Annotated in this window: 24 protein-coding genes, 1 tRNA gene and 1 pseudogene; 9 read left to right on the top strand and 17 right to left on the bottom strand. The window is 48.4% G+C overall.

The genetic code is table 11. The features are described 5' to 3' along the window. Positions 1-587: 587 nt before the first annotated feature. Together recQ and DXB00_RS12725 are read left to right on the top strand one after the other, a co-directional pair. A complete protein-coding gene (recQ, locus tag DXB00_RS12730; protein WP_118730044.1) occupies positions 588-2,432 on the top strand; it encodes a DNA helicase RecQ in 1,845 nt (614 codons plus the stop codon). Between the two features lie 700 nt (positions 2,433-3,132). Further along, a complete protein-coding gene (locus DXB00_RS12725; protein WP_110435528.1) occupies positions 3,133-3,876 on the top strand; it encodes a YebC/PmpR family DNA-binding transcriptional regulator in 744 nt (247 codons plus the stop codon). 57 nt (positions 3,877-3,933) lie between these two features. On the opposite strand, the gene DXB00_RS12720 is transcribed toward DXB00_RS12725, so the two are convergent. Further along, complete coding sequence (locus tag DXB00_RS12720) at positions 3,934-4,791, bottom strand: NAD(P)/FAD-dependent oxidoreductase (RefSeq protein WP_118730045.1); 858 nt, start codon at positions 4,789-4,791, stop codon at positions 3,934-3,936. Between the two features lie 98 nt (positions 4,792-4,889). Further along, positions 4,890-5,735: an aminotransferase class IV gene (locus DXB00_RS12715; RefSeq protein ID WP_118361674.1), complete on the bottom strand. Its 846-nt coding sequence runs from the start codon at positions 5,733-5,735 to the stop codon at positions 4,890-4,892. 203 nt (positions 5,736-5,938) lie between these two features. Between DXB00_RS12715 and DXB00_RS12710 the strand changes: the two genes are divergently transcribed. The 5 genes and pseudogenes from DXB00_RS12710 to DXB00_RS12695 all read left to right on the top strand — a co-directional run bounded on the left by DXB00_RS12710 (position 5,939) and on the right by DXB00_RS12695 (position 7,798). Then, positions 5,939-6,379 (top strand): zinc ribbon domain-containing protein, encoded by a 441-nt coding sequence (locus tag DXB00_RS12710; RefSeq protein ID WP_118481159.1) that lies wholly within the window; start codon positions 5,939-5,941, stop codon positions 6,377-6,379. A gap of 11 nt (positions 6,380-6,390) precedes the next feature. Then, positions 6,391-7,023: a GyrI-like domain-containing protein gene (locus DXB00_RS12705; protein WP_118730046.1), complete on the top strand. Its 633-nt coding sequence runs from the start codon at positions 6,391-6,393 to the stop codon at positions 7,021-7,023. Positions 7,024-7,058: 35 nt separating this feature from the next. Further along, positions 7,059-7,187, top strand: a pseudogene (locus tag DXB00_RS18010) (epoxyqueuosine reductase QueH); the annotation flags it as partial. A gap of 74 nt (positions 7,188-7,261) precedes the next feature. Beyond that, positions 7,262-7,624, top strand: coding sequence for an epoxyqueuosine reductase QueH (locus DXB00_RS18005; RefSeq protein ID WP_330427932.1), 363 nt, complete (start codon positions 7,262-7,264; stop codon positions 7,622-7,624). Between the two features lie 97 nt (positions 7,625-7,721). Then, positions 7,722-7,798 (top strand) — tRNA-Arg (locus DXB00_RS12695). 327 nt (positions 7,799-8,125) lie between these two features. Here DXB00_RS12695 and DXB00_RS12690 read toward each other — a convergent pair. The 5 genes from DXB00_RS12690 to DXB00_RS12670 form a co-directional block, all read right to left on the bottom strand. Continuing rightward, positions 8,126-8,431, bottom strand: coding sequence for a type II toxin-antitoxin system RelB/DinJ family antitoxin (locus DXB00_RS12690; RefSeq protein ID WP_118285876.1), 306 nt, complete (start codon positions 8,429-8,431; stop codon positions 8,126-8,128). 47 nt (positions 8,432-8,478) lie between these two features. Further along, entirely contained in the window at positions 8,479-9,891 is a 1,413-nt protein-coding gene (locus DXB00_RS12685) for a tyrosine-type recombinase/integrase (protein WP_118730047.1), read from the bottom strand. Positions 9,892-9,954: 63 nt separating this feature from the next. Next, the gene (locus tag DXB00_RS12680; protein WP_118730048.1) at positions 9,955-10,230 is read right to left on the bottom strand and encodes a hypothetical protein; all 276 of its coding nucleotides are present in this window, start codon (positions 10,228-10,230) and stop codon (positions 9,955-9,957) included. Between the two features lie 41 nt (positions 10,231-10,271). Beyond that, positions 10,272-11,642, bottom strand: coding sequence for a hypothetical protein (locus DXB00_RS12675; protein ID WP_147359219.1), 1,371 nt, complete (start codon positions 11,640-11,642; stop codon positions 10,272-10,274). Positions 11,643-11,893: 251 nt separating this feature from the next. Next, a complete protein-coding gene (locus DXB00_RS12670; protein ID WP_118730050.1) occupies positions 11,894-12,286 on the bottom strand; it encodes a hypothetical protein in 393 nt (130 codons plus the stop codon). Between the two features lie 235 nt (positions 12,287-12,521). On the opposite strand from DXB00_RS12670, the gene DXB00_RS12665 reads away from it, so the two are divergent. Further along, entirely contained in the window at positions 12,522-14,120 is a 1,599-nt protein-coding gene (locus DXB00_RS12665) for a hypothetical protein (protein ID WP_118730051.1), read from the top strand. 42 nt (positions 14,121-14,162) lie between these two features. On the opposite strand, the gene DXB00_RS12660 is transcribed toward DXB00_RS12665, so the two are convergent. From DXB00_RS12660 to DXB00_RS12620, 9 genes are all read right to left on the bottom strand, one after another. After that, a complete protein-coding gene (locus tag DXB00_RS12660; protein WP_118730052.1) occupies positions 14,163-14,717 on the bottom strand; it encodes a recombinase family protein in 555 nt (184 codons plus the stop codon). Positions 14,718-14,943: 226 nt separating this feature from the next. Next, a complete protein-coding gene (locus DXB00_RS12655; RefSeq protein ID WP_118730053.1) occupies positions 14,944-15,882 on the bottom strand; it encodes a class II glutamine amidotransferase in 939 nt (312 codons plus the stop codon). Between the two features lie 3 nt (positions 15,883-15,885). Beyond that, positions 15,886-16,980: an amidoligase family protein gene (locus tag DXB00_RS12650; protein ID WP_118730054.1), complete on the bottom strand. Its 1,095-nt coding sequence runs from the start codon at positions 16,978-16,980 to the stop codon at positions 15,886-15,888. Between the two features lie 30 nt (positions 16,981-17,010). Continuing rightward, positions 17,011-17,298, bottom strand: coding sequence for a DUF960 family protein (locus tag DXB00_RS12645; RefSeq protein WP_158578363.1), 288 nt, complete (start codon positions 17,296-17,298; stop codon positions 17,011-17,013). Between the two features lie 116 nt (positions 17,299-17,414). Next, entirely contained in the window at positions 17,415-18,572 is a 1,158-nt protein-coding gene (locus tag DXB00_RS12640) for a hypothetical protein (RefSeq protein ID WP_118730056.1), read from the bottom strand. Between the two features lie 4 nt (positions 18,573-18,576). After that, entirely contained in the window at positions 18,577-19,650 is a 1,074-nt protein-coding gene (locus DXB00_RS12635; RefSeq protein ID WP_118730057.1) for a hypothetical protein, read from the bottom strand. Then, positions 19,647-20,450: a hypothetical protein gene (locus tag DXB00_RS12630; protein ID WP_118730058.1), complete on the bottom strand. Its 804-nt coding sequence runs from the start codon at positions 20,448-20,450 to the stop codon at positions 19,647-19,649. The genes DXB00_RS12635 and DXB00_RS12630 overlap by 4 nt, the downstream gene beginning before the upstream one ends. Before the next feature lie 13 nt (positions 20,451-20,463). Beyond that, complete coding sequence (locus DXB00_RS12625) at positions 20,464-21,822, bottom strand: HNH endonuclease (protein WP_118730059.1); 1,359 nt, start codon at positions 21,820-21,822, stop codon at positions 20,464-20,466. 23 nt (positions 21,823-21,845) lie between these two features. Next, on the bottom strand, positions 21,846-22,790 hold the full coding sequence (locus DXB00_RS12620) for a helix-turn-helix transcriptional regulator (protein ID WP_118730060.1): 945 nt from the start codon (positions 22,788-22,790) through the stop codon (positions 21,846-21,848). A gap of 192 nt (positions 22,791-22,982) precedes the next feature. Between DXB00_RS12620 and DXB00_RS12615 the strand changes: the two genes are divergently transcribed. Then, positions 22,983-23,216, top strand: a complete 234-nt coding sequence (locus DXB00_RS12615; protein ID WP_118730061.1) for a helix-turn-helix domain-containing protein — start codon at positions 22,983-22,985, stop codon at positions 23,214-23,216. A gap of 11 nt (positions 23,217-23,227) precedes the next feature. On the opposite strand, the gene DXB00_RS12610 is transcribed toward DXB00_RS12615, so the two are convergent. Beyond that, positions 23,228-23,401 carry a helix-turn-helix domain-containing protein gene (locus DXB00_RS12610; RefSeq protein ID WP_199677306.1) on the bottom strand — a complete coding sequence of 58 codons (174 nt, stop codon included), beginning with the start codon at positions 23,399-23,401 and terminating at the stop codon, positions 23,228-23,230. Positions 23,402-23,499: the final 98 nt, after the last annotated feature.

Raw genomic sequence — 23,499 nt, 5'->3', positions numbered from 1 at the left:
GTAAAAAACTCTCGAAATTTCAGGTTCGCACTACAACCTTCGTTCTTTTGAACAAAAGTTTAAGCACATCGTTGTTTAATTTACAAGGTACAATCTGCTGTTTTCAAAGAGTTTTCACAACTTTTCGTTGTTCTTAACCGCTCATCAACAGCTTATTTAGTATATCAAAACCAGAAGCATTTGTCAAGAACTTTTTTCAAATTCTTTTTTTCAGAACCTCAATCGGTTCTAAATCAAACTTTTCGGTTTTGCGCCTGTCTCTGAGAGACAGCTTTAATAGAATACCAAATCCGACAGCGAATGTCAAGCACTTTTTTCAAACTATTGAGATTTTTCTGAAAACGTGATAAGATAATTGCACGATACTATAATAAAGCCGAACACCCGATCGAACAGTTCACCGGCGTGTACGTTGTCAGGCAGCGGCCTGACGATGCGGCGCGGTACGACGACAATTTACCGCCAACGCAGAACTGCCTGATCATGATTTCTGCCGCTGCACAAGGCTGGTCGTATTTCGACTTTCTGCGCAAAATACTGGAAAGCCGCCGGCAATTATATCTACTATTATATGTAAGGAGCAGACCATGACCGCACAGGACATTCTCAAACAATATTTCGGCTACGATTCGTTCCGCCCGGGACAGGACGAGCTGGTTCGCGCCATCCTTTCCGGCCGGGATACGCTCGGCATTATGCCGACCGGTGCGGGAAAATCCATCTGTTACCAAGTGCCTGCTATGCTGTTCCCCGGTCTGACGCTGGTCATTTCACCGCTCATTTCGCTGATGAAGGATCAGGTCGGTGCACTCGTGGAGGCAGGTGTGCCTGCCGCGTGCATCAACAGTGCGATGAGTGCGGAGGAATTCCGCGATGCACTGTACTTCGCCGGACGAGGACAGTACAAGCTGCTGTATGTTGCGCCGGAACGCCTGACCGCCCCCTCGTTTCTCGAATTTGCCAAGCGCGTACCGATTTCGATGGTCACAGTCGATGAAGCACACTGTATTTCTCAATGGGGACAGGATTTTCGTCCAAGCTACCTCAAAATCCTCGACTTTCTTGCCGAACTGCCCGATCGGCCGCTCGTTTCCGCGTTTACGGCAACCGCAACGGCTGAGGTGCGTGACGACATTGTACAGGCACTCGGTCTGCACGAACCATTCATCAAAACCACCGGTTTTGACCGTCCAAATCTGTATTTTGCTGTCGAACAGCCGACCTCCAAGGGCATGAAGCTGCTGCAGCTGCTGAATGAGCGCAAGGATAAAAGCGGCATCGTCTACTGCTCCACCCGCAAAAACGTGGAGGAGATCTGCGATCTGCTGCTCAGCCGTGGTCTGCCCGCCACCCGCTATCACGCGGGTCTCGATCCTGAGGAGCGCCGCGAGAATCAAGACGATTTTCTGTACGACCGCAAGACCATTATGGTCGCTACCAACGCATTCGGCATGGGTATTGACAAGTCCAACGTATCGTTCGTTATCCACTATAATATGCCGAAAAATATGGAGAGCTACTATCAGGAGGCCGGCCGTGCCGGTCGAGATGGTCAGCCTGCCGACTGTATTCTATTATATAGCGGACAAGATGTGCGCATGGCCGAGTTTCTGATTGAGCGCAGCCACGAAGCCGAGGACGAAACCATTGACGAGGCCACCCGTCAGCAGCTCATCGCGCGCGACCGCGAACGCCTGCGGCAGATGACGTTCTACTGCACCACGACCGAGTGCCTGCGGCATTACATTCTGCGCTATTTCGGTGAAAATTCGCCGATATCGTGCGGACACTGCAGCAGCTGCGACACTAATTTCGAGGAAGTGGATGCAACCATGGACGCACGAAAAATCCTCTCGTGCGTATACCGACTGGATGAACGCGGCCGTGCGTTCGGCAAAACCGTCGTTTCCGCCATTTTGACCGGCAGTAAGAACGAAAAAATCACGCAGTTCCATCTGGATACACTTTCCACCTATAATATCATGCCGGACAGCACCGCCGTGTATGTCCGTCGGCTGATCGACATGCTGCTTGAGCGCGGACACCTCATCGCCGACCCGGACCGCATGAACGTGCTCGCGCTCACCCGCACCGGTAACGCGCTCATGCGCGGACGCGGCGAATTCCGCGTCAAGCTGCCCAAGGAGAAAAAGCCGGCAGCAGCCAAACAGTATGCGGCTCTTGTGGAAGATGTGGATGAAAAGCTGTTCGATGCGCTCCGCGATGTACGAACCCGCCTTGCAGCACGCGCAGGCGTGCCGCCGTACGTTATCTTTTCCAACGCAACACTCGCTGATATGGCCGCAAAACAGCCATCGAGCGAGTTCGATCTGCTGTCCGTCCGCGGCGTAGGCGACGCAAAAGCAAGGCGGTACGGCAAGGAGTTTCTGGCAGCGATTCAGAAATACCGGGATGGAAACCTTGGAAAATAAAGCAAATTGAGAATTAAAAACGGTATTGCCTTAAATCCGCAGGTGCTATCCGCAACCACCGCGCAAACGAGTTGCGCAACATTGTTATCCCCCCGGGGACCTTCTCTTGCCCTTCGGGCAATTCACCTTGTGTTGCGCCTGCGTAGAGTAAACCACATGTGCAGCAGCAAAGTATCTGGCACTGCGAATAAGTTGAAAAAGAGACGGAAGTAAAAATCCTCTGCCGTTCCCCTATTTCGGAGCGGTCGCCGGTCTCTGATCTGCGCCAGACTAAGAAATAAAGGAAACGGGATTCACAAGGGTGGAAACCTTGGTGTCCACCCTTGTGCCCGCCGCCGCAGGTGCGGCGGGTCTCTCAGCCAAAGATCAGAACTCATTCTCAATCCGTCAGCAACCCGCTGAAAATAAGTAAAGCCGACAGGCACACCCATCGGCTCAGGAAAAAATATCAGCCGTTCTGCTGATCGTTTTTCTGATTCTGCTGCTGATTCTGCTGCTGATTCTGCTGACCCTGCTGGTTCCGGTTCTTGTTCTGCTTGCTCATTTGGCTCACCTCGTTTCGTTTGCAATGCTATTCTGCACCGCAAACGCGAAAAATATACTCGCAGGACTTGCAGAATAGCGAAAAACCTGTTAAAATTGTTCTGCGTGTTATACAGTTAATATTTTAGATGATATAAAAGAAAGAAGGACACTCATCATGTCGGGACATTCCAAGTGGAATAACATCGCAAAGCGCAAGGGCGCAAACGATGCAAAAAAAGCAAAGATTTTCACCAAAATCGGCCGTGAAATGGCAATCGCAATCAAGGAAGGCGGCTCCGCTAATCCGGATTTCAATGCTCGCCTGCGCGACTGCATTGCAAAGGCCAAGGCCAACAATATGCCGAACGATAACATCAAGCGCACGCTCGATAAGTACTCCGGTGCAAACGGTCAGGTCGATTACGAGGCAAACAACTATGAAGGCTACGGCGTAGGCGGCGTTGCAGTCGTTGTTGAGACCCTGACAGATAACAAGAACCGCACCGTTGCGGACGTTCGTCACCTGTTCGACAAGTACGGCGCAGGTCTGGGCGCTTCCGGCTGCGTATCCTGGCAGTTCGATAAGAAGGGCGTTATCATTATGGAGAGCGAAGGTCTGGACGAGGACGCTGTTATGATGCAGGCGCTCGATGCAGGCGCTGAGGATTTCCTCGTTGAGGAAGGCGTTTTCGAAATCTACACCGCTCCGGATGATTTCTCCACCGTTCGTGAGGCACTCGAGAAGGAAGGCTACACCTTCGCACAGGCTGAGCTGCAGATGGTTCCGCAGAACTACATCACCCTTGAGAAGGAAGAGGATATGGCGCAGATGCGCAAGCTGCTCGACAACCTCGAGGATAACGACGACGTGCAGGCAGTTTGGCACAACTGGGAGAATGAGGATGATTACGAGGGTTAATGCCCCGGTCAAAACCGCATAAAAAAGCACCGCATACCGAGGTATGCGGTGCTTTCTTCACTTTCTCACGAACTTCACCGCGCTCATTGCAGCCTCGGCGCCGTCTGCGACGGCCTTTGCCACCTGCAGCAGACCGCCGGTGCAGTCACCCGCCGCAAACAGGCCGGGCACAGCCGTCGAGCCGTCGGCGTTCGCCTTGATGCGCGTGCCGTCCAGCTGCGCGCCCAGCTTGCGGGCAAAATCGCCGCTGCCTGCGGTGCCGTAGGCGATGAACACACCGGAAACGTGCAGCGGTTCTCCCTCGGCAAACGCCACGCGCGACACCAGTTCATCGCCCTCGACCGCGCTTACCTTTCGCGTTTCTGCGCGCAGACCGTCGGGCAGGTCGGCAGGCGGCTCGCTGCCGTTCGTCAGCAGCGTAACAGACCGTGCCACCGACAGCAGCACTCGCGCTTCCTCGAGCGCATACTCACCCTGACCGAGCACGGCAACGTCCTTGCCGCGATAGAAAAACGCGTCACAGATGGCGCAGTAGCTGACGCCGCGGCCCTCAAATGCGGCTACGCCCTCGATTTTCGGCACTGCACGCGGCGAACCGGTTGCCAGAATGACCGCATCTGCGTCAAACACGCCGTCCGCAGTCTTAACCGTGAAGCCTTGCGCCGCATACTCAATACCGGTTACCTCGGTCTGCCGCAAAACTGCACCCAGACGTTCGGCCTGCTTCTGTCCACGCTCGAGCAGCTCTGCACCGGAAACCGGCTCAATAAAGCCGAAATAATTCTCGATCTTGTCCGTTTTGGCCAGCGCACCACCGTCCTTATACAGAACGGTTGCCTGCATGCCGGCGCGTACCGCGTAAATCGCAGCACTCAGTCCCGCCGGTCCACCGCCAATGATAACAATGTTGGGCATTCTTTTGTCCTTTCCAAATTGAAAATTGAGAATGGAAAATGACGGATACACGCAATGCGCGATAACTTAATTCTCAATTATTCATTTTCAATTCTCCATTATTTTGCGGTTTTCTCGTCAAACCACTGCTGATACGCCTTCTGCAGCTTATCGAGCAGTGCAGGATCCTTGCCGCCGAGCGGCTTGCCGTCCAACTCGCATGCGCCGACGCAGTGCGTGCCGGTGGACAGGATCATCACCTCATCTGCGTTTTTCAGCTCATCCACAGTAAATGGTGCAATGCGGGTCGGCACGCCGAGCTTGTCGCACAGCGTAAGAAAATGCTTGCGCGTAATACTCGGCAGAATAAGATTATCCGCCGGAGGCGTACAGAACACGCCATCCTTGAGAATCGCCAGACCGGAATGTGCGCCTTCGGTCACGCGGTCGCCGCGGTGGAAAACGACCTCGTCACAGCCCGCCTCAACAGCCTGCTGCATTGCCATGCAGTTCGGAATAAGGTTGAGCGTTTTGATGTTGCAATGCAGAAAACGCGTGTCCTCGACCGAAATCAGCTTGTACGGATGATCCTGGCGGTCCAGTCCGCACGGCTCGGAAAATGCCATCAGGCTGGCCTTGCCGCCCTTGGGGAACGCGTGCATGCGGTGTGCCACTGCACGCGTGGACTGCCAGTACAGCATATGCGGCGCATCCGAATCCAACTGAGACACCAGCTCGTTCAGCGTTTTTGTCAGCTCGTCACGCTGCATCGGCGGCTCGATGCGGAGCAGCTTCAGACTGTTGTAAAAGCGGTCCAGATGATCCTCAAGCTCGAAGATTTTCTTGTTGTTGACCATCGCCGCATCGTAAACGCCGTCGCCGAAGTAAAAACCGCGATCAGTGATAGGCGCCTGCACCTCGTCAATGCGGCCGATTTTTCCGTTATAGTATGCAATATCCTTCATGGGAATATGCCTCCTTTGATCAAAATTCCGGGTCAATCTAATCTCAGTATAACGGTTTTCGACAGGGTTTGCAAGTAGGCCGGAAACGCGGTATAATAATTAAACCGGCAGGTTGCTGACAGGCGCTATCCGATACCGCAACCGCATGTTGCTTGTCCGTAAAAAGATCCTATGATACACTTACCTCACGGAGGTGTTCGATTATGAATACAAAGGATATTTTATATCATCTCAGAACCGAAAAAGGTCTCTCACAGGACGAACTGGCTGCAAAAATTTTTGTCACCCGACAGGCGGTATCCCGCTGGGAAACGGGCGAAACCACGCCGAATGTCGAAACGCTCAAGCTGCTTTCCGCGTTCTTTAACGTGTCGATCAATACGCTTCTCGGCTCTCCGCGGCAGCTGATCTGCCAATGCTGCGGCATGCCGCTTGAAGATTCCATCACCAGTAAAGAGCCGGACGGCTCCTTTAACGAGGACTACTGCATGTGGTGCTATGCCGACGGAACCTTCAAATACACCACGAAAGAGCAGCTGATTGACGTTTGCGTAACGCATATGGCAACCGAAAGCTGGCCTGCAGAGCAGGTTCGCGCCCATATGGAAGCCATTGTGCCGACCCTCAAGCACTGGAAGAAATAAAGGAGAGCGCTATGCCGTTTGACTTCAAAAAAGAGTACAAGGAACTCTATCAGCCGAAAAGCAAGCCGCAGATTACCGCAGTGCCGCCAATGAACTACATTGCCGTGCGCGGCACCGGCGACCCGAACGAGGACGGCGGTGCATATCAGCAGGCCATCAGCGTGCTGTATGCCGTGGCCTACACGCTGAAAATGAGTTATAAGACCGATTATAAAATCGCAGGCTTCTTTGAATATATTGTTCCGCCGCTGGAAGGTTTCTGGCGGCAGGATGATGTAGACGGGGTAAATTATGCGGATAAATCCGGTTTCCACTGGATTTCCGTCATTCGTCTGCCGGATTTTGTGACCAAGACGGATTTTGACTGGGCCGTACAGACGGCAGCAAAAAAGAAACATCTGGATTGCTCCTCAGCCGAGTTTTTGACGATTGAGGAAGGTCTGTGCGTACAGATGATGCACGTTGGCTCCTATGATGACGAACCTGCGTCTGTTGCGGTGATGGACGAGTATCTCGCGCAGAACGGCTATGCAAACGACCTCACCGCCGAGCGGCTGCACCACGAGATTTATATCTCCGATCCGCGCAAAACCGCGCCGGAGAAACGCAAAACCGTCATTCGCCACCCGATCAAAAAGGCGTGAAATAACAAGAATACTTTTCAGAAAGGTTTGATTTTTTGTCCGGAACACTTCTTCATATCTGCTGTGCGCCCTGCTCCATTGCGTGCATCGACACGCTGCGGCAGGAGGGCATCGAGCCGGTAGGTTTTTGGTACAATCCCAACATTCACCCGATGAAAGAGTACAAAATGCGCAAGAATACACTCGTTGAGTATGCAAAAAGCATTGATCTCAAGCTGGAGATCGAGACGAGTACGGTCTGCGAAAGTTCATCGAAGCTGTCTATCCCAACTGGGATAACCGCTGTGCGACCTGCTATGCGCTCCGCTTTGAGGAAACTGCGCGCTACGCCGCCGAGCACGGCTACGACCGGTTTACCTCTACCCTGTTTGTCAGCCCGTACCAGAATCACGAGCTGATGCGTCAGATCTGCGAGCAAATGGCCGAAAAATACGGTGTCGAGTATCTGCACCGCGACTTTTCGCCGCGCTTCCGCGAGGGACAGGATAAGGCGCGTGAGCTTGGCCTGTACATGCAGAATTACTGCGGCTGTGTTTTCTCCGAGGAGGACCGCTATCGCAAGCGCAAAAAGAAGAAAAAGCCGGACGACGCGCAGACGTAAGACGGAAATCGGGGTGTTTCGGCACAATCCGACCGAAATACCCCGCAATAACCGCTTTACAAACGCACGAAAGACTGGTATACTATATCATGTACTCGCGCCCGTAGCTCAGCTGGATAGAGCGTTGGACTCCGACTCCAAAGGCCATGCGTTCGAATCGCACCGGGCGTACCATGTTAAACCGCTTGTTTCGTTGAAATGAGCGGTTTTTCTTTACTTTTTGGCGAAGTATAAATTGTTGCAGATTCTCGGGCGACCGTCGGGGCGACTGATTAGGGGGTTATGATAGAAAAAAAGAGCAGCGATTGCTGCTCTTTTCGTTTTACTCCACAGTTCCACGTCATATAACGGATACTTAGCCGGAAATGCAGTCAAATTCTCCTGTAGCAAAGTGCAAAGGCGTTGTCCCACCGTTCTGCCAAAGCCGTATCCCGATACTGCTGCATAATATACATCAGCTTTTCCGTAATATCCCGCTCGGCCGTTGAGGTGTAAAATATCTTATATCTTTGCGGCACGACTCTGAAGCAGCTCCTTTACTTGAGCGTCCATATCGCACTGCGCAGAGATGCGTCCGGCAGCAATATTCTCACTGCTGCGCGACAGCTTTTCGCTGATTTCTGCTTCACTCATGTCATCCCACGCACGAAGTGACGGCCGAAACGGCATGCCGCCTTCCTGCAGGCTCTGCTGTGCAAACATCCGTACAGCCTCAGCGAACGAAGTACCCAAATTGCGGTAAAGCGCTTCTACCTGCTCCTTTACTGCACTGTCAATGCGGATCTGAAGTGTTGCATCCATAGCCATAAAATCATCTCCTTGTAGTACGATTGTATTGCAGTTTTCTTTGTGTGTCAAGAGGATAACTTTTCTCCTTTCCCATCGTAACCGCGCAGCATAACATCGGCAATGCACTCACCCGCCCTGACGCGCGACTCCTCAATGAGATGTGCGTAGTAGGTTTCCGTGGTCGTTACATTGGAATGTCCAAGTTGACGGGAAACCGTCACAACATCAGTATGATTCGCAATCAGCACGCTGGCAACCGTATGCCGAAAGGCGTGTGGGTTCACATGCGGCAGGTCATGCCGACGGCTGAATTTCGTCAGCCACGCCGTAGGGCTGTCCGGGTGCATAACACGACCGTCATCCCGCGTGAACAGAAAACCTTCGTTATTCTGCCACCGATCACCGTTTAGCTCGCGCAGCTTCTCCTGCTCAGCACGGTATTCACGCAGCAATTCAGCAGTTTCCTCCGGAATTGCAACAAAACGAATCTCCTCGGTTTTGGGCGTTTCCACATAAATACCGCGTGCCTTAGAGTAACGCAGATTGTCTTCAATCTTGATGTATCGTTCGTCCAGATGAACATTGTGCCATTTCAGGCCCATAATCTCACCTCGACGCGCACCCGTGACAATGAACAGGTGCGTGATGGTCTTCCATTTCAGCGGTTCGCTTTCAAGCGCCTGTATAATGCGCTGAATGTCCTTCGGCTGAAAGTAGTTGATCGGCTTCTTCTTCGCCCGAGGCAGTGTTGCACGGCTTGCGGCATTATACGGAACGAGCATTTCTTTCTCCGCCTGCGACAGTACCGTTGAGATAAAACGATGATGCTGCAGCACGGTTTTCACCGCAAGGTGATCGGTATTGTGGATAATATCGAACAGCCTCGCCGTCGGCAGTTTCAGCGCGGCAGCGATCGCGTCCGCCGAGGTCTTGCGAATCACCTGCCCGCGGCAGGCCGTTGTAATCGTTACGCCGTTGAGATGCGCTAATCTCGCCACCTTGGCCCGAGACCACTTATGTTCTTTGATCAGCACACCCAAATCAACCTTGGCACGAGCGTTATCCAGCGTGTGCTTCGTACAGTCCTCCTGTAAGCTGATATACAGCTTGTTCAAATGGTTCGGACGCAGTTCAGTCAGCTTGATGTGTCCGATTGCAGGAAGAATACGCTCACAGAGGTGCATATACAGCTGAATCGTACTGTGCTTGGTACCCGTGTGCTCTTTCAGGTCGATAACATAGGCCGCATACTCCGCAAAGGTCTTGCGGTTGTCCGGCTGGTAACCCTGTTTGATTGCCTTTTCAAACTCGAACGCAATGCGTTGTGCCTCTCGCTCGGCACGCTGCTCTGACCAGCCTTCCGGTGCCTTCCAGACCTTGTAGTGCCGCTTTTTACGGTATGCCTCATCGTAACCGCAGGAAACGGTAATCTTGAAACTGAAGCTGTTTTTGTTGTGCTTTTTTGTAATGCTTGGCACATTTTCCTCTCCTTTCGTGTAGAATAATGCGGTGCGCCGCTCGGACGCACCGCAGACTGCATCTTATACCGAAATTTTCGGCGGAATGTACGACGGACGAATATCATCTGCCGCAACATCATTGTTGCCCTCGGTCAGCAGTTTGATGACGTTCGGGTAGTAGAGCAATGCCTTACGACCCAGTTTCACCGCCGGAAGAACGCCCTGACGGACAAGGCCGCGGAGCATGTTTTCCGAGATGTTATGGCCGTCCGCCTGCAGACGACGGTGAGTCTCAGCGATGGTTGCCGTGTCGTAGTAACGGCGCGGCGGTACTAATGTAATTGCAGGATTAGACATAAATTTGCGCCTCCTTGTATTGAATAATTTGTATGGCAGCGTTACACTTGATGTGAACCCAGTTTCAGGCGTGAAATGGGAATACACAGGTAACGTTTGCCATAGATTTTCTTGGTGGACTTCTTGCTGGCATCGATGGACAGCAAGTTGTATTGGCGGAGCCGTGCTGCAACATACTGCTCACTGAGGTCACTCCGGCGATACAGCTCTTGCAGATACTTCGTCAGCGCAGGGAGCTTAACGCAAATGCAGCCCTTGTGCGTAGAGTAGCTGAATGCCTGCTGTTCCACTCCGCTTATGATCGCCGCCCGAATGGTTTTCGGGCAGTTTTCGATACGGCGCAGCTCCTCAGCGATATTGTGCCAAACCTCAGTCAATGCCTGCGCAGTCGCTCGGACAAACTCCCCTTTCGCGACTGCTGAAACTGCGCCAACTGCTTCGGCATAGTCAAAAAACCGACAAAGCAGCCAGTACAGCTCGAACAACGACTTCTTCACGCGCTCGTTCGGTGCGCTTTTCACAGCGGCAAGCTGCGACTCCATCTCGCTCTTAATACGAGAGCGGAATTCCTCATAGCGCTCGCCAAACCATGCAAGAAACCCCTGCATAGCCGTGGCTGCAGTATGACGAAGCGACTCCAAATCAACCGGATTACTGGAACCGGCTAATTTCTCACGAATACGCACGATGATGCAACGGGTTACGTCCGAGGATGCCTCCATGGGGATTTCACCCGTGACGACCAGTCCAGCGGCACAACTGACATAAACATTCGTGGAACCTTGGGTTTTGGTGCGCTTGGTTTCGTTCGCTGCAAACCGCAGTAATGCGGCCGCACTTGCAAGACGCTCGCGCTGTTTCGCCTTGTTGGTGCCGATATAGATGTCGTCCAGCAGTACCGAACGGTCGCGCGTGGTCATCAATGCACGCTCCATCGCGGACATTGTGCTGCCAGCGTCGTAGACATCAGCCATGCACCCACTCGAATCATCGAACAGTTGACAGAGGGTCTTTGCTGTTGCTGTCTTGCCGAAATCCTGTGTGGCTATCAGGTACAGGATACATGCTGTTGGTAAGCCGCTGTCCTGTAAGAACGAACGGCAAACCGAGAACAGCGAATATCCCCACACGGGCAGATATATATCAAAATGCCGCCCAAATGTCCTTATCAGCTGTTCGACTGCGGTTGCGACCGAAAGCGTTGGATCAACAGACAGACGGAAGATTGAGGCTCCCTCGGCAATCAGATAGGGCGGAGAACCGCCTTCAGGCGGTTCTGCCAGCCGGTTTTCTGGGGCCGGATCAGGGAAGTAATGGTGCCGCCCATCAATCTGCTGCCAGCCGGTCTGGTCAAAGTATTGACCGCGCGGAAGGTCGCATTGTGACAGCTGCATCCGCAGGTAAGTTGCCACAAGATTTCTAGTGCTCCGACCACGTGCATCGCGCGAAATGCAACCGAAAATTAACTTTTCAAGGTTCAACTGGTCTAGCTGCTCCGCAGGCCAGACAATAGTCTGCGTCGGTGCACCTTCTCGCGTTACCTCGAGGAGCAGCCAAGGCGGCTCCTCGGGTTCGGCAGAATATACGCCGCGAATTCGCGGCACAAAATTGGCGATGACTTCGCCATTATTAAGCAGACTGGTACCTGCAACGGTGAAGTTCATCAGCTGTCACCATCGGACAGCAGCTCCAGCCCGGTGTTTACCAAGCAGTCGTTAAAAGTACCACGCTTAATGGCCACGCCCATCCTCATCATCTTTTCCAGCAGATCGACTTTGAACTCAGCCATGCCGCAGCGATAGCTCATGTCCATCGCCTGCTTCATAACAGAGGCAGTAATATCGTTCTTACTGGTATTTCCGCGCGATTTCTTACTCTGCTTGCTGTGTTTACTTTTCTTGTGCTTTTTCCCTTTCTTTCTTTTTTTGCCCTTATGCGGCTTGTCTTCATAGAACAACGGCATACGAGAGGGAAAGAGAGGTGTGGAACGATTCTGCTCCTCCTGCGCGTTTGCCGGAGCCGCAGAATCAACGATTTCGCTCATAGAATTTATCATCTCATAATCCTCCTTAGGATTATAGACGAGCGCGCTCTGGGTTGATACGTACCCTAGGGTGAGTGCTCACTTTAGAGCCACGCCTTACTTGAAACCAGCGTTGGCTTTGGGTGAGCGCTTCAAGTGATCACGGTAATAATTATACGCGAAAATCACAGGCCTATCTATTCGCAAAGTACAAAGATTTTTCAGCACGTAAACATCGAATCAGAATTAATCCAAATGGAGGAATACTATGCTTCCACAAAATGTCAAACAGTTAGTCCAACAAATCCCCCACCTCGAGTACCTGTTTCACAGGCGCCGTGGAACGTCAGGACAGGGGGCTCCACATGATGTCATTACAAATGACGAAATTCGTCAGAAAATGTTTGATGAGTGGAATGACTTCCATTCGCAAATTGCCTATCAAGATTTTAGTCACTTCTGGGATAAAGAATTGTTTGTCAACGATATTGAGAGCGTTGAACTTTCTCAAGAATTATTTATTAAGTTAATCTGTGATCGCGTTTTTCTTTTCCTCAATTATTCCCGTTCATTGGCCAATCCTGCGTATCCTAATTTAATGGATGCTTGGGGGCGTGAGTTACCAGATGAGTCACCAGAAGATACACCTGGTACACGGCAACTGCGAGAAAACACTCCGTTTATTCGTGAACATGGCTTTATGCCTACTAACACGTTATACGATAGCTGGAGCAGGTGGCATCATAATATCGACAGAATAAACGCAGCTCTCGAACGTCGAACAGAATTTGTCAGGCAAGGTGTGCATCTCCCAATGAACACCTGCCGTAAATTACATCATAAAAAGAACGATGCCTTGCGAATGGCAAATATTTTATATACAGAAGATGAACAAAAACTAGCCAAGTTGTTCTATTACTATGTAGAGGCTTGTTGTAAAAAAGCATATTGTCGTGATTACGGGAATTACCTGAAATCCACTATCGAAGTTATACAAAATTCATTGCCTTGGATACATTTACTCTTAGAGGAGGATTCGCTTCAAGTTCCCGTTGCGTTATGGATATGGGTGCTTTTTACTACATATACAACGAAACTAGCCGAAGGTACATTAAAAACATATAAATTTTGTGTACCCACATCACGTAAAAATGATTTGCAAGATGTTGATCCTGATAAACAGAATCCCAATACAGCATCAAGAAAAAAATGCAACATTATTCTATTTAACCACCTTCTAGATCTATTGCCACCTGAAAATCTCGACTATGCTAAGTTCCAATTTTATGCATTGTCAAAGTATAATCGCTTTTCATTCTATGCCACCAATGTTCAAAAGCCTTATGATTTTAATTGCAGCGAAAGTCCAAACGATTTTATAGATGATTTAGGTGGATTAATTCGCTATCATATCTATCATTGTTTAATGAATGCTCCTTCATGGCTTACTCCACAATTGAACCAACGAGAAAATCCTATACTTGATTCTCTTGCAAGTCTCCTTTTGCATGATAGTGATTTGCCTCCCAAAAATCGTTTAACAGCAAGAGTTAATGCGCTTCTTGATGATAAGGTAAAAGGCGAAAATTATATATCGGCGTATATAAATTGCGAACCGACTGAACAAGCACGACGGGCAAAGCTTAAGGAAATTGTTGAACGGGAAAATCTACATTTTACACCTACCCGAATGTTCGCAGACGGTGATATTATGGGAGACAAGAATAAACTGTTTTGTGAATGTATGGTGTTGGAATTTGCCTTGAGGCAAAGAGCTTTTGTATCTTACTATGATAAGCTTCTAAATAAAGCCGAAAGACTTTTTCCACCCGAGTTATTTCTCTCCGGCCATGTATTTAGTGAATAAATGGTGGGAATAGCGCATTTTCCCACCATTCCCACCAATATTTTAAGAATGTTGATTACATCTGCGGTAAAACGTATTTGCCCTCAGCCCTGTCTGCCGCATAGCCTCAGCCGCGGTAATCTCTCCGGCACGCCAGCGAGCGACCACTCGCTCGAAGTTGTCCGGCAAGGGCCGTGGCTTGCGGCCGGTGTATTTGCCCTGTGTCTTGGCAATGGCAATACCCTCTCGCTGGCGCTGAAGGATATATTCGCGCTCAAGCTCTGCGACCGCCGCGAATACGGTAAGCATAAACTTGCCGGTGGGCGTGGTTGTGTCGATAGCCTCCTTACGGCTGACAAATTCCACCTGCTTCTCGGTCAGCCGTTCCACAAGGTCAAGCAGGTCGCGGGTATTGCGAGCGAAACGGCTAATGGACTCAACAATTACGGTGTCCCCCTGACGGACGTAATTCATCATTCGAGTAAGTTCCGGGCGATCGGCGTTCTTGCCGCTGGCCTTTTCGATGAATACTTCGTCAACGCCAAGCTCATGCAGCAGGACTTCCTGTCGGGCGGTGTTCTGGTCCTCCGTGCTGACGCGGATGTAGCCTATTTTCAAATTTTTCACTCCATTCTTTGCAATAGGGTCACTCTACATTCTGACATATTTCAAAAGCCGTAAATCGACCCTATTGCCACATCTTTTTACCATTTCAATAGAGTGTACCCTATTGAAACACTTCTAGAGCAGTTCATTTAATCCTCGTCGAGAATATCAGCCAACAGGCCGATGAGGACTAAGGTATCGCGGATAATCTTTCCTGCATTCATGTTTCCACCTCCTCTCAGTATGCGTATAACAACTCTCCGGTCATTTCGTGCAACAGAGTAGGATCGTAGAGCATCTCTTCGATCTCCTCCTCCGAACATCCGTAGTCGAGAAGTGCTTGCACCTCATCGGCGGTTACGCCGAATGCCTTCGCCACGCTAAACAGGTCATCATAGCCTGTCGGCGTGTCCTCATAATAGCTGCGATAGAAGGGATATTTGCGCCACCAGTGCTCGAATGTCGTATGCGGTGTGAAAGTGCCTGTAGTGATACGGCCATTCCGGTCGATTTTCATAATTTCGCCCTCCTGTGGCTCCAGAATATCAGTGGGCGCTTTCAATCTCAGCTTTTTGATAACCTTGCACAGAATTTCCTGCGTCGAGGCGTAAATCAGAAAGCCATCATAGAACATGATGCAGAGCGGATTGTCTCCGACCACGAACCAGATAGAATTGTCCTTATTCAGTACCGTAAACACAAAAGAACCCTCGACCTTCTCAGCCATGGCTTGCAGGCTGCCGAAGTCGAGGGTTTTATTTTTCTCTAAAAGCTGAACGGCAATGTAGCTGTCTGTCTCAACGCTCGTGAGCGGAAGGCTTTCTTCTATACGGAGTTCTTTGTCGTTCCACAGCATGCCATTATGCGCGAGCGCAAAGCTGCGGCCGTCAACATGACCAAGGAACGGGTGGTTATTCTGGTTAAACTGCGCATTGCCCTGTGTGGTCATGCGGGTGTGCCCCATGACGACATGGACGCCGTGCGGGATGTGGATTTTCATCTTCCGAGCGGGAATCGGACGCTTGTAGATACGCAGGCGGTCGTTGCAATTGTACGCGATACCGGTCGCGTCCGTGCCGCGTACCTGACATTCTCTTGCGAGGGTATTCAGGATTTTGTTCTTCGTATGGGTACTCAGGCACTCCTTAAAGTCGATTAAACCAAACAAACTGCACATATTTTAAGCCTCCTCCGTGTTGGCATTAACAGGTTCATTAACGTAAAGGCGGCGCTCTTTGAGATACTGGATAAGTTCGGGTTCGGTGATGTTGTCCAGAAAGTCGAACCAGCTCATGTCCTGCACCTGATTGTCAGACATAGAAACAGCCACCTCGACGAGATGGTTGACCATCTGCAAGGTGGCTTTGAGGGTATTCAGCTTGAGCGTGCCGCGGAACATGCGGATTTCTACTGTATCCGCGTTCGTAAGATTTACCGCCGTATAACGTCCAGCGCAGGAATTTTTCGCATGGCTCATCTGTTCGGACGGCGTAAGGCGAATGCCGTACCGCGCCGCCCAGCGGTTCATCTGGGACTGCGTGCGGCGGCTGAACCGCAGCAGCTCCGCCCAGAACTTCTCGACGAAGTACAGCAGGCGGGCAATCGCAGCTTCCTGCTGCTCATATGTACAGCCGAACGTCAAGCGGGAGATGTGAACATGAAGTCCGCAGGTTCCGGCCGCGTGGCTGAGGTACCCCATGCTCTGCGCTTTACGCAACACCTCCGCCCACGGCATTTCGTTCAAGTGATACTCGAGCGTCATTGGATGGGTAACAAGCTCAAGACCTTCATCCAGACTGCCGTCCGTCTTGATGTAGAGATTTTCGGCGTTGGCGTTCGCGATGTCGAGCAGCTTTTGCGCGTTGCTGTTAACCGTGCCGCCGTCATCGATTTCGAGCTCCACGCCGAAATGCCGCAGGCCTTTGCCGTGGAATACAAGGTCGGGCGTATAGCTGTATTCGTGGATGACCTCGCAGTGCTCGTCCCAGCAGGACGCGCAGTAAGCGTTATCGTCACCGTCCCAGTACGTGCGGTCGCGGTGGATAATACGCCCACAGTCATCGCAGCGAACATAGTACTCATCAAAGCAGTGATCGCAGAGTATGTGCGTGTCATCCTCGACGGCATTTTCCTCATAAATCCGTTCGTTGCAGTGGTCGCAGATTACGGTCAACCGGTCGGCGCAGTCCTCGCAGATCCAGTCATTCTCTACTTGGAACATTTCGTCGATCGGGTGCTCTGCACCGCAGTTTGCACAAATTCTCGTTTCCTTCATTGGTTGTTCCTCCATTTCGTTTGGTGAATGTTAATACTCTTCGGCAAGCAGCATAGTAGAATGCGTCAAATCATCAATCACGAACACCTTCGCATCTACGGCATCGTCACACGGTACATCGAGCTCGTAACGGTACGGCGGCTGCTCCTGCTCGTGGACGATGTGCTGACCGGTCGGCGCTTTCGTCAGCGTGAATACCTGCAAGTAGTCTTTCTCGGATACCTCCATGGTCAGTATCATAAGCCACAACATATTGATCATCCATAATGGTAGCTGTGCTGTGATACCATGTGTCAAGAATTTTTGATTTTCAAACATTTTCGTACTCCTTCTCTGATGAAATAATAAAGCACCCGGAATATTTCCGGGTGCTTCTATAGATATAATATATACTTCTTTTGTCATCAAATACGGAGAAAATTACACAATCGGTATTAGATATGTTTCCAAGTAGTAGAAGATTTCAAACTCAGTGTATATGCTGTAGTCGAATCTATAATAGCTTGGTAAAGCCAATCGCCTAATAACAAAAAATTTTCAGAGATACTGCTCTCTTCAGGAAACTCATACAGTGCACTATTCTCAATCCGTTCGCCTGTTTGCAAAGCATATTGGTCGATAGTGCAATAATCCCCTTCATCATCAATAGCGATTATTCGATTATTGGCAACAAAAACTGAAGAAAAATCATATAGCACTTCAAAATTCTTGGCCAAACGGAACATTTGATACCGATCACCATATCTCGCAATCAAAAGGTATCCCCTTTCAATTTGAAGCATTTTGTATATGATCGGAAAATATTCCAGTTCATCAATTCCATGCCCTTTGAAATCAACATAAGGTATACACTTTTGCGCCATTATATCATATCTATAAATTTGACCATCGCGCCCAAGCAATAGTACATGATGCTGATATGCGAAAACATCGCAGAACTCCACAGGAGGATTCAATTCAAATATATGTTCAGCTGAATCTAAATGAACCCCAAACGCGCGATTCTGTAAAGTTTCATCTTCATCCAAATCCGCCTCGCTTAGGCCAGAGTCATATACACAAACGATTAGCTGGTCATCGGTAATGCTAAGATGTACCTCGTCTAATCGACGAGAAGGTTCAAACATTTGAAACTTCGGTTCCAAAAAGTATGCTTCTGATGTAGATAAATCAACAGCCAAAATCTTGCACATAGTATCCCGGCTTCTGAATCGTGTTGGACTGAATTCTCCATAAGAAATTGTGATATATAGAGTGTCACCTTGCGTACAGCAACTTGTTTTATTAAAACGAATTTTCCACTTTTCGTCGAGGATATGTGTAAGCGGGATTTCTGTTTGCTCTCCGCTTTTCTTATGAACTGCACAGATTACCGTGCTTTCAATCGCCATGTTGGCATCGCCTATTTCTGGATTGTTTTCATCCGGGCCCTGAAGATACGCTATATATGTAGGGGTTTCCAGATATGTTCTGGTTTGCCAGGAATTTTTCATAACACATTGAAAAATTTGATCAGCTATGTTTTTCGATACCGGGATATATCGAAGCGTTTTTGCAGGATTCGCCTTATGTAAATTCTTCTTATCGTTCAAAATTTTAAGTTCTTTTTCGATCGGCGTCAGCCTTGACCCCCTTTGCACATTTTTGAACTGCTTCTCGATATATGGCAACCTTGTGATCGATTGCTTTGCTTACGATTTCCCTGTACTGCTTAATTGCGCTTTCAACCTGATCATCGGCAATATCATCAATACAGCGCAAGTGATAACCCTCACTGACACCGCAAACGGATAATTTCGATCCGATATGATCAACTAACCTTTTGCCAGTCTCGTTAACATCCTTGAAACGATAAATGGTTTTGTATTTGTCCCCCAGCCAACCATGTCCAGCATACTCTTCACGCCCTTCTGCGCAGATTTCATCTTCATAGCTACTCAGCCGATTATACGAATCGCGTTCAAAGTCATCGAGAAACTCTTTGACATAGCTGGCATCTCCAATATAGTCCATAGAGCAAGCAAAACTGGTCTGGAAATCCTTACTTTTCTCAGGACGGAATTCTGTAAAATCAACAGAAAGAACCGAGTCGTTTTCGCTTGCTGCCGAAAGTTCTGCCTTGGCTGCTTTGAGAACTTCTTCAATCTTTTTGCTGAATTGTGCGTAATAGGTTTTATCAGGATTACTAAAATCGTAATACGGGCGCAGTACCTTGGACTTATACTGCGACAGATAAGCCAGCACATAATCGCTTCTTCGGCTCCAGAATACTTGACGAAAACGCTGTGCGCCTGCAGAAACAGCCTTGTCCCAAGATGAGTATTTATAATCGTACTCACCATCAGCATAACCGGCAGATACCTGGTAATCATCTTCGTCAAAACGCAGCTCTGAACTCGATACCGAAGGAATGTCGATCGCTTTCAGCTTCTTTTCCAAAGCAGCCCCCATTTTATCCGCATCCAAAACGATATCCGCCTGTTCGACAATCGAAAGCGCATGAGCCGGGCATGCAGCAACGACTGCCTGTGCCTTCTCTAAATTTTCAGCTTTAATATAACCATCTGCAACCGGAACAGCATATCCAGCTGCATCCTCAATCAAAAGATCGGTTTGGAGAATGCATTCACCACACGCATTACAATCCTTAGATACACAAAACTTTTTCATCGCAAATACCTCACTTGATTTTCAAATTCATGCAACAGAGATGTGCCCTGCTCAAAAGCCTGCAGTGATGCTTCGGTTACAGAGCCATCGGCAGATAAAATCGGGACATCCAAAATGTCTTTAATTGCTTTGGCGAAATTAACGCAGGTCATTAAAACTTGGCAGTCATCATGATCATATCGGCGATGATTTGTTCCATTTTTCTGAATGACCTGAACCGTGGCGCTAATCGATTTCCCAAATAGCAATCCGAATTTCGACAACAGATTAGAAATCTGATCTGCGCGTGCGCCAATTGCATCTACCGCGATCTCCATCGTTTTGAGCTGTGTCTTCATCGTATTGGCAATGCGCCGCTGATTATCCGCGATGGCAGCATTGCGTTTGGAATCGTCTAAAATTGCGGTACCCAGACCTCCCATAAGCCATTTGACAGCCATCTCTTTATCGCTCATTGGATGCATTGAAGTGGTAATCATTGTCCGAATAACACCGGCATCATTAACGGTAAAACTGCTGCGGTCCAGCTCCAGAATACCTTCTCCAGGGCGAAAATCGATCTGCTGGATCTGCTGATAAACATTGATAAACTTAGTCATATGATTATTCAGCATAGCCTTTTTGCGATTAATAAGCTTTACCAGTTTCCCGTCTGCATCACTTTTATGCTGATCGAATGATGCTAATGCATCCTGATAGGTCATATGTGCCTTTTCCAAGGTTTTTAATGTTTTCTCATCTATGCTGTTGGCTTTAACCATCTGCCAGATAGAATATCCAAATGCTGCTTCTAGTATCATATCCATCACCTATTCAAAGTGTCAGAACCGTAGATGTATCCGAGAAAAAATCTTTTTCAAACTCAGAAAGACTTTTATATTTTACCTGTGTGCCAAACAGATTCATAATGGTATCCAGTCCTGCTGCAATGCCATCAGCATCATTAGCCATGGTTGCGTCCATAATCGTTTGAAATCCGCTATCGATGGCAGTATCCCACCGACCAAGTTCTTCATGTACATAATCACGCAAATTGTCCTGTTGACATGCCATTTCTGCCTGTGCCCAAGACAAAACATGCCGAATTTCTGCATCACGCGCTTTTTCTATTTTCTTTTCCTGTCGATACCGCTCAATAGTGATTGTAATTTGTGTCATGACAGTTGAAGCGAGTATACCACCAATCGGCCCACCTATTGATGCGCCAAGGCTGTATGCAAGTGTGCCCATACCGCTAGAAATCAATTGAAAAGCACAGTCTTCAGCAGAGATATTACCATCAAGATATCTCTCAATAGTCGTAGCAGTCATAACAACCATAGCAATCTCCTGAGTTGGGACAGGTGCAGATGCAAATTTGGCTAATTGTTCGGCTCCCATATTCTGTGCAAACTGCGTTACCAAGTCTTGTGTCATTTGTATACCAGCAGCGCTAGCAAAGCTACCTGCAGTATCGGTTAATATATCTTTGGCCGCATCTTCAAAACTTTTTTCGCCCGAAGCAACCTGTGCGATATTATTTAGACTAGAGACTGTGCAGGCGACAAGAGCGGCTCCCTTTCCTGCCTCGATAGATTTTTCTAGACTTTGCGAGACAATAACAGCGCCCTGCCCAGCATATAATTTAGTCTTTGCTATCGATTTTTGAATCGAACGTGAAGAAGTAATATCAATCGAGTTGTCAAACTCCTTATGCTCTGCCACGCCGCCCGAATGTCCAAAACGTGAATTGATTTCGTTGGGAACTAATTGCATAGTGACACCATCACTGCACTCGTGCCATGTTAAATTATTCTTTTTTCTGTATTCTTCAAATTGAGATAAATTACTGATTTCTCTTTCCTTGGCCCAACTTGTATTCAATAGTCGTTTTTCCGCACTGCCGAAGTTTTTTGCTCGATCAGCACTCATATTGCTAATTTTCACACTCGCTTGTGAACAAAAGCTAAAATCAGGTTCGGCCGAGAGATTATAGGAAACATACATACGATTATATTGCGCAAGTACCTTTTGGGAGTAATCATCCGTTGGATAACATTGAGAACAACCTCGTTTTCCGGACCAAAGAACATTACTTACCGGTGTTTGCGCGATGCGTTGTTCACGTGAAACCGCATGATTATCAGCGCCAATCATTCCATATCCTAAACGCTCAAGTGTACTTTCGCTCATTTTTACATCCCCTTATATTGTTGCTATTGATATTGAAAATCTGTAACATATGTACCTTGACTACGAATCCACATTTCAATACCTGTACCAAATATCTCAGCAGAAACATCCCATCCTCTATCTGAAGACGGTTTGACCTCAGCCGTAGGCAAACGATCCAGTATGGCTTCGATTGATGGCCCAACATAGCGGAAATGCACCGTTTGCAGCCTTCCTCCATACATGAACTGAATGCGTTTACGAAACTCGCCTTCTTCAAACCGATTACTATATGGCAGAGTAAAGTGTTTATCCAGCACATACAGCTCATTGATGCGGTCAACACGATAAATAGTAGGGAATGTATCTGCTGGATTTTGAAAAGACTGTTCCTTATTGATATTTTGAATAAAACCCACAAGGTAAAAATAAAATTCGGAGAACATCAATCCAACAGGTTCAATCTCACGTTTAACGCATGAAGCATCTTGTTTCATATATTGGATGCGAAGCACTTGATGAGCCTGGATTGCTTGGCCCAAAGACCATAAAAGATTGAATAAATGCTTCCCGTGTTGTGGTTCAATATAGTGATATTCCTCATTCAGCAGCAGATCCTTAATGGGCTTACGTTTGGCATTTGGAATGCAGCAATTGATTAAACGCTCCAACATCGGAAGCATTTCATCTCTTCGCAGGGAGCGACTATCCAATAATATTTTGCCGACGGCTAGCATTTCGCCCTCACAAAGACCATGCTTGCGACGAGCAATCAGATGATAGGCTGATTGCTTTGTATCGTAAATAAGTTCTTGTGACAGATCTCGTTCTTCCATAAAATCACGCAATGAACTCATATCACGCTGTATGCTTTTCTCAGAAACCTGATATTGCAGCGCCAATTCCGATTTCTTCAATTGCTCGCCATTAACAAGTCGTGAATAAATGTCCAATAAGCGCCAAGATTTCGCTGACGATGCATCTTTCATTCTATTCTCACCTCCGCATCGTTGTTAATCATAGTATATCATAAAGGGTGGACACCTACTGTCCCTTCCTTAAAAAATATATTTCCAACTTCTACATTCTTAATTGTAACTTATACAGTTATAATTGCAATATATTTATAGAATATGAAATGGAGCACATAATCGGTAGAATAGAGCCATGAGGTGCACCCAATGAAATATGAATTTGAACAGGAATACAAGCAAATAGGGCTTAAAATTGCGTATTATCGCAAGTTACAAGGATATACACAGGAAAAACTAGCAGAAAAGCTAGGCGTTGCAACCTCATATATTGGTCAAATTGAAGCTGCCGGAATGTATAAGCCAATTTCACTGACAACACTCCTGCGAATCGCGCAAGCACTCGATACGCCGGTATATAAATTCCTTGATTTCCAACACTAACAATAGCAAATTTATCCGAGATTTTCTTCGATAAACATGCGTATACTTGCCGATGGAATCCTCCACTCCCTGCCAACCTTCACGGCAGGGAGTTCTTCGTTTGCGATCATCTTTCGAACCTGCTGGCGTGTTGTCTTGAGCAGGACGGCGGTTTCCTTAACAGTTAAAATCTCATCGTACATCATAAAAATCTCCTTAAATCAGAGCGAAAATCGTATTTCACCGTAATTCGAGTATACTTATTCTAATGTTCGTTATTAACTGCTATAATTTGCAATTTTCC

Origin of the sequence: Butyricicoccus sp. OF10-2 (genome assembly GCF_003481925.1) — a bacterium.
Classification (GTDB): domain Bacteria; phylum Bacillota; class Clostridia; order Oscillospirales; family Butyricicoccaceae; genus Agathobaculum; species Agathobaculum butyriciproducens.
The sequence above is the reverse complement of the archived record's forward strand: the minus strand, read 5'-3'. Positions and strand labels throughout refer to the sequence as shown.

What these genes read in the sequence shown, in the direction of transcription:
- DXB00_RS12625 (WP_118730059.1), bottom strand. Translation starts at nt 21,822, where the DNA reads ATGAGCGAAAGTACACTTGAGCGTTTAGGATATGGAATGATTGGCGCT.
- DXB00_RS12680 (WP_118730048.1), bottom strand. Translation starts at nt 10,230, where the DNA reads ATGTCTAATCCTGCAATTACATTAGTACCGCCGCGCCGTTACTACGAC.
- DXB00_RS12710 (WP_118481159.1), top strand. Translation starts at nt 5,939, where the DNA reads ATGAATACAAAGGATATTTTATATCATCTCAGAACCGAAAAAGGTCTC.
- DXB00_RS12670 (WP_118730050.1), bottom strand. Translation starts at nt 12,286, where the DNA reads ATGATAAATTCTATGAGCGAAATCGTTGATTCTGCGGCTCCGGCAAAC.
- DXB00_RS12645 (WP_158578363.1), bottom strand. Translation starts at nt 17,298, where the DNA reads ATGTTTGAAAATCAAAAATTCTTGACACATGGTATCACAGCACAGCTA.
- DXB00_RS12715 (WP_118361674.1), bottom strand. Translation starts at nt 5,735, where the DNA reads ATGAAGGATATTGCATACTATAACGGAAAAATCGGCCGCATTGACGAG.
- DXB00_RS12655 (WP_118730053.1), bottom strand. Translation starts at nt 15,882, where the DNA reads ATGTGCAGTTTGTTTGGTTTAATCGACTTTAAGGAGTGCCTGAGTACC.
- DXB00_RS12665 (WP_118730051.1), top strand. Translation starts at nt 12,522, where the DNA reads ATGCTTCCACAAAATGTCAAACAGTTAGTCCAACAAATCCCCCACCTC.
- DXB00_RS12630 (WP_118730058.1), bottom strand. Translation starts at nt 20,450, where the DNA reads ATGATACTAGAAGCAGCATTTGGATATTCTATCTGGCAGATGGTTAAA.
- DXB00_RS12705 (WP_118730046.1), top strand. Translation starts at nt 6,391, where the DNA reads ATGCCGTTTGACTTCAAAAAAGAGTACAAGGAACTCTATCAGCCGAAA.
- DXB00_RS12720 (WP_118730045.1), bottom strand. Translation starts at nt 4,791, where the DNA reads ATGCCCAACATTGTTATCATTGGCGGTGGACCGGCGGGACTGAGTGCT.
- DXB00_RS12635 (WP_118730057.1), bottom strand. Translation starts at nt 19,650, where the DNA reads ATGAAAAAGTTTTGTGTATCTAAGGATTGTAATGCGTGTGGTGAATGC.
- DXB00_RS12615 (WP_118730061.1), top strand. Translation starts at nt 22,983, where the DNA reads ATGAAATATGAATTTGAACAGGAATACAAGCAAATAGGGCTTAAAATT.
- DXB00_RS12610 (WP_199677306.1), bottom strand. Translation starts at nt 23,401, where the DNA reads ATGATGTACGATGAGATTTTAACTGTTAAGGAAACCGCCGTCCTGCTC.
- DXB00_RS12620 (WP_118730060.1), bottom strand. Translation starts at nt 22,790, where the DNA reads ATGAAAGATGCATCGTCAGCGAAATCTTGGCGCTTATTGGACATTTAT.
- recQ (WP_118730044.1), top strand. Translation starts at nt 588, where the DNA reads ATGACCGCACAGGACATTCTCAAACAATATTTCGGCTACGATTCGTTC.
- DXB00_RS12690 (WP_118285876.1), bottom strand. Translation starts at nt 8,431, where the DNA reads ATGGCTATGGATGCAACACTTCAGATCCGCATTGACAGTGCAGTAAAG.
- DXB00_RS12650 (WP_118730054.1), bottom strand. Translation starts at nt 16,980, where the DNA reads ATGAAGGAAACGAGAATTTGTGCAAACTGCGGTGCAGAGCACCCGATC.
- DXB00_RS12725 (WP_110435528.1), top strand. Translation starts at nt 3,133, where the DNA reads ATGTCGGGACATTCCAAGTGGAATAACATCGCAAAGCGCAAGGGCGCA.